This window comes from Litchfieldia salsa (genome assembly GCF_900104555.1).
In the GTDB taxonomy this organism is placed as follows: Bacteria; Bacillota; Bacilli; order Bacillales; family Bacillaceae_L; genus Litchfieldia; species Litchfieldia salsa.
Map to the genome: position 1 here is coordinate 336,701 of NZ_FNJU01000002.1, position 11,780 is coordinate 348,480.

Sequence of the window (11,780 nt, forward strand, 5' to 3'; positions counted from 1 at the left end):
AACTTTAAAACTCCAATGATGATTTAAAATCATTGAAATTTTGAAAATTGTCGGTTTCACTTCAACTAACTTAAATGATGTTTTTTGAAGAGCTACCTCTTATAGGTGTAATTAATTTTCCGAATCCCTCATAAGGAAAAAAATCGATATATCTCTAATCTAATCCATAGATTATGAAATATACCGATTATTAAGTTACTTATAGGATAAACCGAATTAAAAAAACTGTCAATTAATAAACCCTATTTTAAATATCCAAAAAGATTTAAATTTAACATTACTGATCAAATTGATTTCTCCCTTGTTTTTGCTTAGTTATAGAGTAAAACTACAAACGCATAACCAATCAATGATAATAAGGTTGAACCGATGAGTCCAGCAATAAAAGTCTCTTTCCCACGCTTAAATAAGTTCCTAAGGTTAACATTCAGCCCGAATCCAGCCATCGCCATCGCTAGTAGAAAATAAGCGATGTTGACAATTCCAGTGGAAACAATTTGCGGCAGTAAATTTAAAGTATTAAACCCGCTCATGAGAAGAAATCCAAAGATAAACCATGGTACAGGTACTGAGGAATTATCTGCTGACTGACCCTTTGGTTTCATTATAAAACTAAGTGCAAACGCAACTGGCACTAATAATAGTACTCTAGTTAACTTTACAATCACTGCCATATCTACTGAAACCTCACTTCCTACCTCTGACGCTGCGACAACATGCGCAATTTCATGAAGAGTAGCTCCTGCAAATATTCCATAAGCAAACGGACTTAAATCAATGAATGAAAATAAGAAAGTATAAGCTAATGTGAAAATTGTACCTAATACTGCAATGATCGCCACACTTGTAGAAACTTCCTCTTGATTAGATTTTAATTGCGGAGCTAAGGATGCTATAGCTGCAGCACCACAAATAGCTGTTCCACAGGCTGTTAATAATCCTATTTTTTTATCTCCACCTAACCAGAGATTTAGTAGATAAACGACAATTAGCGCAAACACTAGACAACATACAGCAATTAAAAATAGACCTATTCCAGAATGATAAATATCCAATAAATTAAGTCTCATTCCTAACAAAATAATCCCTAACCTTAATAAAGTTTTACTAGAAAACTCAACTCCTACTGAATATTCTTGTCTTATCGGAAGCAAACACTTCCATGAAATACCAATCAGTAAAGCAATAACCAACTGGCCCAAAATATCAATGAAAGGAATAAAGGATAGTCCCTTTGCCATAAAGGCAATAATAAGCGTTATTATAATCCCACTTACGAAATGAATATTCTTCTTAGCCATTCCTATCTACCCTTCTATAGATCATTTATACTTTTTTACTTTATAAGAAGTTGAATTATTAGTAAAATAGTATTTAATTATCTTAAAGATTAAAATTATTAATATTAGGAGGGCATTACCATCTACTATGATGCGCTAAAGACGTTTGTTAAAGTTGTAGAGGAACAGAGTTTTTCAAAGGCAGCAGAAAAGTTACTAATATCACAGCCAAGTGTTAGTGTTCATATAAAAAATTTAGAAAGAGAATTTCAAACACAATTATTTGTGCGCTCACCCAAAACATTTAAAATAACTCCCACTGGTGAAATACTGTATCAAAGAGCAACTCAAATGATTAAAATGTACGAATTAACGATACGTGATATATACGAACATCACCATTTAGTCAAAGGTTTAATAAAAGTTGGTGCTAGCTTTACGATTGGAGAATATATTATTCCGGCTTTCCTTGCCGAACTTCAAAAAACGTATCCAAACTTAGAATTTGAAGTCGTGATTGGAAACACAGAAAAGGTGGTGGAACTTGTCCAGCTTTTCAAAGTAGATATTGGATTAATTGAAGGACAAACTAATGAAAGAGACTTAACGATTTTCCCTTTTCTAGAGGATGAACTTGTTTTAATTGCTCCTATTTCACACCCACTCTCTCAGAAAAAACAAATTGAAATCGAGGACCTTCAAAATCAAACATGGGTCACTAGAGAGAAAGGGTCTGGTACCCGTGAATATTTGGACCATGTAATATCTTCAAACGGGCTAAAAATTGACCATTTAATGGTGATTAGTAGTACACAAGGCATAAAAGAAGCAGTCATTAATGGAATAGGACTTTCACTGATTTCACGTTCTGCAATAACACGTGATTATGAACAAAATGTCATTTCAATATTATGCATTGAATCCATTCCATTCTTCAGAAAATTTTCTTATGTTTACTCTAATTCTGGAGGTAAGAATAAGAATGTGGATCTATTAATTGAAGCGTTGAAGAAACACTCAACAAAAAAAAGTTAACATAAAATTTTTGCATATTCCTTCTTAATCAGTTAACGATATGTATATATGTATTTAAAGGAGGACTAATCCATGCAAAGTCAAAGAGCAAAAGAAATTGCAGGTTCACCAACAATGGTTAATGTTACCTATAATGGTACTCAGATTTATATCCAGCATGTGGATGAAGAAAATGAAACTGCAAGAATATACCCATTAGAACACCCACAAGCTGAACAAAGTGTACCTCTCACTAGCTTAACTGAACATTAAAATTTATAAACTAAAAAGATGATGTCCCACAAACGCAAAGAAACAGCGCATGTGGTCATCATCTTTTAATCTATGATCAGAATATACTAGGATTTATTAATATGCTCCATATCCTCCAGCCCAGCTTGCTCCGATAATAATTAACAAAATAAATAAAACGATTAGTAACGCAAATCCTCCACCGTACACACCAGTTCCTGCACCTGCTACTGTACTCATCAAAATCCACTCCAATTCATGACTAATATTCACTACATTTATAGACTATGCAACTACCACCTAAGTTGTTTAGGATTTTTTCATCCATCTTCGTCATAGAAAAGAATTAATGTTTAAAGACTCTTTGTCTGATAAAATAAAATTATTAATGTGATCATGAACTTAGCAAAGGAGTGCGTTTAGTTGACCTCAAATACAATAAAGAGCCATTTGCAGAGAGTCTCCATTTTTAACGAGCTGTCTGATGAAGAGTTACAACCAATTATTGCAATTTCACATCTCAGGTTGTATAAATCAAAGACTTTTGTCTTTATGCAAGGAGATGAATTAGACCGGGTATTCTTTATTCATGAAGGTAAAGTCAAGATACATAAAAACGATATCTCTGGTAAGGAACAAATTGTTTCTGTCCTTCAGAAGGGTGAAATGTTTCCACATACAGGTTTTTTTCGCAAAGGTAGTTTTCCAGCTCATGCGGAAATACTTGAGGATGCTCAATTAATAGTTACACCTATAGCCGATTTTGAAAAGATACTTCTTCTACACCCTGAATTATGTATAAAACTTTTCAGAGTTCTTGGAGAAAAAATAATAGACCTACAGAATCGTTTAGAAGAACAAATTCTACATGATACATACGAACAGATTGTCATGCTCTTACTTCGTTTATGTAAAACAAATGGAACACCTTTTGATAATAGCTTTAAAATTACCACACAATTCACTAATAAACAGCTTGCCAATATGATAGGTACTTCAAGAGAAACAATGAATAGGACAATAAATCAATTACGGAAGAAGAATTTAATTACAATGGACAACGACGGATGTTTTATTATTGATTCTGATAAATTAGAGGCAGAGCTATCAATATGAAGCTTTTGAAAAAATAGACTGTCCTATGACTCTTATAGGACAGTCTATCTGATATTATTGTGTCATTATTTCATATGTTTCCCTATCAACATTCTGAAGAAAAGGACTTTTTTCACCTAAAGAAAACATATGTAATTCATGCATTGCTCTTGTACATGCTGTATAGAATAGTTTTCTTTCAGATTCCTGATTATAACGATTACTAGAACAGTCATATATGATGACACCATCAAATTCAATTCCTTTTGCTAAGTATGATGGAATAACGATTACCCCTTTATCAAACTCCCTCGTTTTACTGGTAACTAATTTCAAAGTTAATCTTTCGCATAAAGCCTCATATACATCCTTACATTCCGATGCTGTCTTGCATATAATTGCGATCGTTTCATTACCCTCATCTTGTAGTTTTTCTGTTCGAACAATCAGTGCTTCGTGCAGACTTTCTAATTGTGAAACTTCTGTTAAAGTGGGCTTCTCACCATAACGATTAAATGCCTCAATTTTTTCTCCACCAGGTATTAATCCCTTAGTAAATTCAACTATTTGTTTCGTTGAACGATAACTTCTCATCAGCTTAATTCTTGATTCTTGTTCATCTGACTCTTCTTCACTTGCAAAAATATTAGACTCATTCATCGCATGTGTATAGATTGTTTGATTTATATCTCCTAAAACTGTCATACGACTATTCGGGAACAGTTGTTTCAAAAACGCAAACTGGAAAGGTGAATAGTCTTGTGCTTCATCTATAAATAAATGGCGAATTAATGTATCCGTTCTTTTCCCTTCTATTTGTTCCTGTAAATATAAATATGGTGTTGCATCCTCATAAAGTAACTCTTGCTCCTCTATCCTATTTAAGGTCAAGTCGCACATTTCTTTCCAACAGTCCGGAAGCCTGAATATCGCTCCCTTTTCTATACTCCAATGAAGCATATTTAAATAAATTGCTTTCATGTTGATAAAGCCACCTGCCTTTATAGCTTTCTTTATAGGACGAAAGCTACGTTTTATTACAAACTTGGCAAGTAACTGTTCCTCACGTTCATAATCATCAAACGTGTTCTCATTAAATCTATTATCTTTTTGAAGCTTGTTATATACCTTCAAATAATCTTCACGATCTAGGAGCTGAGCTTCCTCGATTACCCAGTCCTTCGTCCGTTCAACTTTCTCTATTTTCGAGAGTTTTTTCAATAGCCATTCTGATACTAAATTAATTCGATTGGATATGGTGATTGATTTCTCTAAAGAATAAAAATAAGATTGTATCTGTTCTGAAGAAATAATGGTTTTTCCACGAAAATCTATTTTCTTGAAAACTAGACCTTCTTCACTCAACGTTGTTAAATATTGATCAATGAGATTTTTGTAATCTAGACTTGCTTTATACTTTATAGCCGTGAGTCTTATCTTATATAACGGGTCATTTATATCATTAAGGACATATTCAATTTGAGTAAATGGATCCTCAAGACGATATTGATTACCTAATCGAGACTCGAGATAGGCTTGAAAAGTTGTTTGTTTCATATTTTCTTCACCTAACTCAGGAAGAACAGTAGCAACATAGCTATTAAACATTGAGTTCGGTGAGAAAAGCATAATATTATCAGCACTTATTGTGTTCCGATAACGATATAGTAGATAAGCCACCCGCTGTAATGCAGCTGATGTTTTACCACTTCCCGCAACTCCTTGAACAATTAGAATCTTACTTTTTTCATTTCGAATAATTTGATTTTGTTCCTTTTGAATGGTTGAAACAATACTTTTCATTTGCGTGTTCGCTTGGTTCCCAAGTACCTCTTGAAGAATTTCGTCTCCAATTGTCACACCCGTTTCAAACATGCTCTTAATCCAACCGTCTCGAATAATAAATTGTCTCTTCAACTCCATGTTCCCTTCAATTATACCCTCAGGTGTATCATATTTTGCCGGTCCGGGTGCGTAGTCATAATAAAGACTTGAAATGGGTGCACGCCAATCATAGATAATAAAGTTTTCATCATTCTCGTCCATTAGTGATGAAATCCCTAGATAAATTTGATCCACCTCTCTCTCTCCATTTTCATGGAAATCCACTCGACCAAAGTAAGGTGAATGTTTTAGTCGATCTAGATTTTTCATTTGTTGGTAGAACTGACGATGACTCCGTTCTCGTTCTGAGAGAAGTTCATTTTGTTGTTTAATACTTGTAAATGTTTCTCCTAAATCATCCGCTTCATCAAAATTCACAGTGACATCTTCCCAGAATTCTGATCGAATCCCGATAATGTCCTTCTTTAAACCTCCTGTATTATGCTCAAGTAACTTTATTTTCGAATCAATTTGCTTCATTACATTGTCAACACGTAGTTGTTCTTTTTCCAAATCCTTATTTAATTCAGTCATTATTTACAACACTCCTATCAAAAAACTTGACAAGCAAAAAAAAAAGGTATAAAATAATAGTAGGATTTATGCAGTTGGTATATCTTATTTAAATATATAAATACATATTGCCTTTAATCATACCATGCAAAAAATGGTAATTCAAGTTTACTTTACAATAAATATAAATATATTAAATCAGGCTGACTTCTATCATAGAGGTCAGCCTTTTTGTATTTCTTTGAATTTCTTGAAGGTTATTCTACCCATACACACCATTCTTTAGTAAAGGTGGTTAAAAGAAAGGGAATAATCGTTTTTTATAAAAATAGGCAATAATATTAAGAATTAGAGCTGGAATCTTTTTGGGTATATGTCTAGTCTTATAGAACCTTATATAGGCCTTTTTTAAGTCATTCCATTGAGTGCATTGTTTCTCCTGTCTAAAACGAGCAACATCAATTAGCTTAATTCGTCCACCTGAAGATAAAAAGATGTTCCTAAGATGAATATCAGAGGGATTTAGCCCCCTAGCTTTCGCTACCTCTAATGCTTGATCTATTTCCTCTATATTTTTCTCTGTGATTTCTACCCCTTTTCTTATACAATTGAAAAGTGTATCACCTTCTATATAATCAATTACTATATAATTCATTCCTATCTCATACAATCTAGGATAGAAAGGAGTATCTGAAAGAATTTCGTATATTTCTGCCTCTTCTTTTGCTAAAGAATGGAATGCTGGGAAATACACTTTTAACACTTTATTTGTTGATTTAACCTTAAATGCATATGCACTTCTTCCTTCTCCAATTAATTCCAATTGTGGATCTATGTCATTCAGCTTGATTTTAATCCCTTTTTCATTAACGTATATTACACTTTGCGCTAAATCACTGAATGATTTCAAGTTGTTGCACCCTTTCTCTACCACTTTCTCTTCTTCTACTTCCTAGAGAGAAACGTCCGTTTCCTTTTTCTTATTACATTACTACATGTTACCCCTTTTTCACATTCTATACAATATTTATTGCATCCACTCCTACTCTCAACACCATAATTAAATGTCAGTCTACTAGAAAAAGACTAGCCAATTATTTATTGGTCAGTCTTTTTCCAGTAGGCTATTTTCGCTTAGATTTCTGAGAAAACAGCCTTCTATTTCAACCATCCACTAGAGCATGGCCTTTTAGGGTAGGTAATATGATGTCAATTATTGTACCCTCCCCAACCTCACTTGCTAATTTTATTGAGCCCTTATGATGCTCAATAATTTTAATTGTTGTCATCATTCCTAAACCTGTGCCCTTATCTTTTGTTGTATAAAATGGCAATCCAATCCGATTTAACAAATCCTCTGAAATTCCACATCCTTGATCCACGATCTGAATGTGTATAGATTCTTCATTGAGTTTCATTAAATCAATTTGAATAACACCACCATCTCCCATTGATTCAATTGAGTTTTTAATTAAATTTATAAACGCTTGTTTTAGTTGATTTCTATCACAGATTATCATTGGAAGTGTGGATGTACTTACTTCAATTTGAATATGATTCATTAGTGCTTGTGGCTGTAATAAATTCACAACATCCTCGATGATATCGATTATATTTTCAGTATACTTTTTCACTGCCTGGGGTTTCGCTAATAATAATAACTCTCCAGTAATCTTCTCGATTCTATTAATTTCATCGACCATTATATCAAAATAACTTGCTTCTATCTCTTTCAATAAAGGTTCCATAAGCTGGAGAAAGCCTTTAAGTGACGTTAATGGATTTCGAATCTCATGAGCAATTGATGCTGACAACTGACCTACAGCCGATAGCTTCTCCGATTGTATTAATAATTGATCTTGTATCTTTTCTTTTGTAATATCTTTTGCTATACCATATACCCCAACAACCTTGCCATCAACGATAATTGGAATGTTGGTGACAGACACGTCAATTAGTTGGCCATTCTTATGTTGCGCTTGAGTTTCATAATGTTGGATCTCTCCTAGAACAGAGCGATTGAACTTTTCTGTTACCTCTTCTACATTTTTTTCGTTAACTAATGGTTTATAGGATATATTCAGATACTCTTCACTTTTATACCCAAGTAATTCTTCCATTCCTTTATTTACACTTTGATAAAATCCATCTAAATTAAACGAGAATACAGCATCTGGATGATGTTCAAACAAAGAGAGATAATGCTGATCTTTCTTTGAATTTTCTCTTTTTTTCTCGGTTATATCCTGAAATAAAACTGACAAACCGTTAGGAGAAGGATAGGCTCTTACACCAAACCATCTATCAAGTGGAGGGAAAAATGCATCAAAACTAACTGAACATTGTTCTGCAAAAGCTTTATGATATTGTTCATAGAATATCAAATCAACTGCCTCCGGAAATTGGACCCAGATGTTTTCACCAACAAGATCTTCTTGATTTCGAAATAATAGTTTAGTTGCTATAGTGTTCACATATGTAAACTTCCAGTTTTCATCGACAGCAAAAAAACCGTCTGTTATTCTTTCTAATATATTATTCGTATATATTTCTGATAAGTTCACCATCTACCTCCTAAATGATTAACAACAAGCATAAAAAAATACACAGTTTAGACACAAATAGTATCTTTCGTTGTAAATTGCTAAAATCCTTTAATTTTTAATAGATTTTAAAATTTTTTACACAGTATTTGTTTTAACAAGATATTGTTAGTAGGAGGATTAAATCGTTTCCTTACGAAGTGTTCTGTTTCTAAAAATAGCAAGCCTTCTGTCTAACGTACCAGATCCTAGTAAAACACCTATTACAATGAATAAGAATCCTGAAACTTGGAGAATTGAAATTTTTTCATTTAAAAAGGTAACTGCTCCAATTAGAGAAAAGAATGGAATTAGGTTAATAAATATAGCTGATTCTGCTACTCCTATTTCCTGAATGGCTCTGTTATAAATCATATGCGAAATGCCTGTAGCAAAAATGGCTGAAGCGAAAAATATCAACCAAACTTCTAAACTTCCATTTCTCATCGAACTTAACCCATCCGGTTCAACAATAGTGCTTAGTATGAATAAGATAATTGAGCCAAATATCAGCATATATGCCGTCATAATTGTCGGGTCGAGTGTAGATGTTACCTTCTTAATCATAACAAAACTAAATCCTTGTGTTGCAATGGATAGGAAGATAAAAAGATCTCCAATCGATATACCTGAAATATTACTCGCCCCATTAAGAATCACAAAACAAACTCCCGTGAAGCCAGTTGAAATTCCAATAGCCTTTGTAATTGTTAATTTATTTTTTAAGATAAGTGTAGCTAAAACTACTGATATTAGTGGGGATAATCCAAGGATTAGTCCAGCGTTTGAAGCTGAGGTTTTGGTGAGACCAATAGACAAGAAAAAATGATGTCCAACTACATTGAATAAAGAGGCAATAAATATATACCGAAGCTGTGTAAAGGATACCACTTTTACCTTCTTAAATGAAAAAAGAATGAGGAAGGCAACAATACCAGCAGTGAAAATACGGAAGGAGGTCATTGTAACAGGAGCAAAAGTTGTAACTAATATCTTGGTAGCAATAACATTAAGTCCCCACAACAATGTTACAAATAGAAGAGATGAATATATATAGATTTTTGACAAAGGAAATCCCCCAATTAAAAACCAATAGAACGTTACAATATATCTAAACTAGAGAGATTAGGATATTTATAAACAGGATGAATGGTCTTTTTTAAATATAATAATTGATAATATCAGAAATCCTTTAAAGTATCAAAATATTGAAAGACCAAAAGGAAAGCTGTCAAGTGAATACAGCTTCCCCTTTTTAATATATTTATCTCAGAGGAGAAAAACCTTTAATTTCCTCAAGAATAACTTCAATTTGTTTTAACACCTCAGAATCTAACTTTATTCCGACAGCTTTCACGTTTTCTTCAATTTGTTGCGGTCGACTTGCTCCGATAATCGCAGAGCTTACCCCAGGTTTTCTTAAAATCCAAGCAAGAGCTAACTGACTTAATGAAAGATTTTGCTCGGATGCTAGGTTATTTAATTTTTCAACACACTCAAGGACGTCATTACGGAAATAACTGTTAATCACTCCATTAGTCGTATCATTTGCTGCTCGACTATCTAAAGGTTTGTCAGCATTTGGTTTGTATTTACCGGTCAACACTCCCTGAGCTAATGGTGAAAACACCACTTGTCCAATTCCAGATTGCTCGCAAACAGGAAGTACATCTTCTTCAATATATCGTTCAATCATGTTATAGATTGGTTGATTTGAAATGATTGGTCTTAGGTGCTCTGCTTTTTGAATTCCGACTGCCTTTTCAATTTGCGAACCAGTCCATTCACTTACTCCTGCGTATAAAATCTTTCCTTGAATTACTAAATCATGAAGTGCATATAATGTTTCTTCCATCGGCACGTTTGGATCGAATCGATGACATTGGTATAAATCGATATAATCTAGACCAAGACGTTTTAAACTTGCATCACATTGTTCAATAATATGTTTCCGTGAAAGCCCTTTGTCATTTGGCCCATCCCCCATAGGGAAAAACAGCTTTGTTGCAACCACATAACTATTTCGAGAATACGCTTTCAATGCTTCGCCTAAAACCACTTCTGCTTGACCATTTTCATAGGCATTTGCTGTATCAAAAAAGTTAATTCCTAGTTCATATGCTTTATGAATACAATCATGTGCAGTTTGGTCTCCAACAGCCTTTCCGTATGTTAACCAACTTCCCAGCCCAATTTCACTAACCTTTAATCCACTATTACCTAACCTGCGGTATTGCACGGTTATAACCCCCTTGGATAAACTCAATTGTTAAAACTATGTTATTTATTATACCTCACCTTAATGAATAAATAAAATATTAACAAAAACATTAATCATACTACTAAAAGAATGTTTAGTTATAATTCTTATAATAAATAAGATGATCAGTCCATTCATTATTTTCATAAATGAACCCTTTTCTTATACACTCAAACTCCATACCTACTTTTTCAGCAAGTTTAATAGAAGGGATATTATCGATATTAATATGAGCTTCAACCCGGTGAAATTTTAACTTCCTAAAACTAAATTCTAAAACCCCACGGACTGCTTCCTCTCCAAATCCTCTGTTCCAGAATTGATTATGAATCGTATAACCAATTCTTGCCCATTCAAAATTATCTCTCATGAGAGTAGATAAATCAATCACACCAAGGTGAGTCCCTTTTTCTTTATGAAAGATTCCAAAAATGTATTCAACATCATTACTCGCAAGTTTTTTATGTTTTTCTACTAAAGATTGAAACCAAACGTTGGTGCATACGCTCATATCCACGATTCCTTCATCATACTTATTTTGTGATGATAACCTATTAGTATATTGACTATACCAATTATTAAAATCATCATTTTTGTAAGGTCTTATGACCAACCTTTCAGTTTCAGCAATCAATTCTTTTCCTTTTACCATTTATAATATTCCTCCATCTATACTAGAATCGAATCATAGGTTTCAAATTATGGATAAGGTGATTATTCCAATTTAGTCCGAAAGCGGTTTACCTTTTTTCCTATACTTTTAGTAGAGTTTAAAGAAATACCAATTCTAATTTATGGGGATACTACCATCTATTGGAATTGGACAAAGCGAACACCCTGACCGGTAGTTTTGTTTAATAGAAGCAACCTCTATTAGAGATATAATAGTTTAAAATAGCC

Annotated in this window: 11 protein-coding genes; 3 read left to right on the forward strand and 8 right to left on the reverse strand. The window is 33.3% G+C overall.

Annotation, left to right across the window (positions count from 1 at the left end; genetic code table 11):
* Positions 1-311 precede the first annotated feature (311 nt).
* Entirely contained in the window at positions 312-1,301 is a 990-nt protein-coding gene (locus BLQ56_RS05510; RefSeq protein ID WP_090850758.1) for a YeiH family protein, read from the reverse strand.
* Positions 1,302-1,421: 120 nt separating this feature from the next.
* On the opposite strand from BLQ56_RS05510, the gene BLQ56_RS05515 reads away from it, so the two are divergent.
* Both BLQ56_RS05515 and BLQ56_RS05520 read left to right on the forward strand, forming a co-directional pair.
* A complete protein-coding gene (locus BLQ56_RS05515) occupies positions 1,422-2,315 on the forward strand; it encodes a selenium metabolism-associated LysR family transcriptional regulator (protein ID WP_090850759.1) in 894 nt (297 codons plus the stop codon).
* Between the two features lie 72 nt (positions 2,316-2,387).
* Complete coding sequence (locus tag BLQ56_RS05520; RefSeq protein ID WP_090850761.1) at positions 2,388-2,567, forward strand: small acid-soluble spore protein H; 180 nt, start codon at positions 2,388-2,390, stop codon at positions 2,565-2,567.
* Between the two features lie 96 nt (positions 2,568-2,663).
* Here BLQ56_RS05520 and BLQ56_RS05525 read toward each other — a convergent pair whose 3' ends face one another.
* The gene (locus BLQ56_RS05525; RefSeq protein WP_090850763.1) at positions 2,664-2,786 is read right to left on the reverse strand and encodes a YjcZ family sporulation protein; all 123 of its coding nucleotides are present in this window, start codon (positions 2,784-2,786) and stop codon (positions 2,664-2,666) included.
* Positions 2,787-2,969: 183 nt separating this feature from the next.
* On the opposite strand from BLQ56_RS05525, the gene BLQ56_RS05530 reads away from it, so the two are divergent.
* Entirely contained in the window at positions 2,970-3,662 is a 693-nt protein-coding gene (locus tag BLQ56_RS05530; protein WP_090850765.1) for a Crp/Fnr family transcriptional regulator, read from the forward strand.
* Between the two features lie 54 nt (positions 3,663-3,716).
* On the opposite strand, the gene helD is transcribed toward BLQ56_RS05530, so the two are convergent.
* The 6 genes from helD to BLQ56_RS05560 form a co-directional block, all read right to left on the reverse strand.
* Positions 3,717-6,059, reverse strand: a complete 2,343-nt coding sequence (gene helD, locus BLQ56_RS05535; protein WP_090850766.1) for an RNA polymerase recycling motor HelD — start codon at positions 6,057-6,059, stop codon at positions 3,717-3,719.
* A gap of 274 nt (positions 6,060-6,333) precedes the next feature.
* Positions 6,334-6,948, reverse strand: coding sequence for a protein kinase family protein (locus BLQ56_RS05540; RefSeq protein ID WP_175490190.1), 615 nt, complete (start codon positions 6,946-6,948; stop codon positions 6,334-6,336).
* Between the two features lie 253 nt (positions 6,949-7,201).
* Complete coding sequence (locus BLQ56_RS05545) at positions 7,202-8,605, reverse strand: PAS domain-containing sensor histidine kinase (protein WP_090850768.1); 1,404 nt, start codon at positions 8,603-8,605, stop codon at positions 7,202-7,204.
* A 156-nt stretch (positions 8,606-8,761) separates the two neighbouring features.
* Positions 8,762-9,688, reverse strand: a complete 927-nt coding sequence (locus BLQ56_RS05550; RefSeq protein ID WP_090850770.1) for a DMT family transporter — start codon at positions 9,686-9,688, stop codon at positions 8,762-8,764.
* A gap of 196 nt (positions 9,689-9,884) precedes the next feature.
* Positions 9,885-10,859, reverse strand: coding sequence for an aldo/keto reductase family protein (locus tag BLQ56_RS05555; RefSeq protein WP_090850772.1), 975 nt, complete (start codon positions 10,857-10,859; stop codon positions 9,885-9,887).
* 115 nt (positions 10,860-10,974) lie between these two features.
* On the reverse strand, positions 10,975-11,532 hold the full coding sequence (locus BLQ56_RS05560) for a GNAT family N-acetyltransferase (protein WP_090850774.1): 558 nt from the start codon (positions 11,530-11,532) through the stop codon (positions 10,975-10,977).
* Positions 11,533-11,780 lie beyond the last annotated feature (248 nt).

Bases quoted from the DNA above. Each gene is read 5' to 3' on its own strand.
- BLQ56_RS05560 (WP_090850774.1), bottom strand. From the start codon at position 11,532: ATGGTAAAAGGAAAAGAATTGATTGCTGAAACTGAAAGGTTGGTCATA.
- BLQ56_RS05545 (WP_090850768.1), bottom strand. From the start codon at position 8,605: ATGGTGAACTTATCAGAAATATATACGAATAATATATTAGAAAGAATA.
- BLQ56_RS05525 (WP_090850763.1), bottom strand. From the start codon at position 2,786: ATGAGTACAGTAGCAGGTGCAGGAACTGGTGTGTACGGTGGAGGATTT.
- helD (WP_090850766.1), bottom strand. From the start codon at position 6,059: ATGACTGAATTAAATAAGGATTTGGAAAAAGAACAACTACGTGTTGAC.
- BLQ56_RS05520 (WP_090850761.1), top strand. From the start codon at position 2,388: ATGCAAAGTCAAAGAGCAAAAGAAATTGCAGGTTCACCAACAATGGTT.
- BLQ56_RS05510 (WP_090850758.1), bottom strand. From the start codon at position 1,301: ATGGCTAAGAAGAATATTCATTTCGTAAGTGGGATTATAATAACGCTT.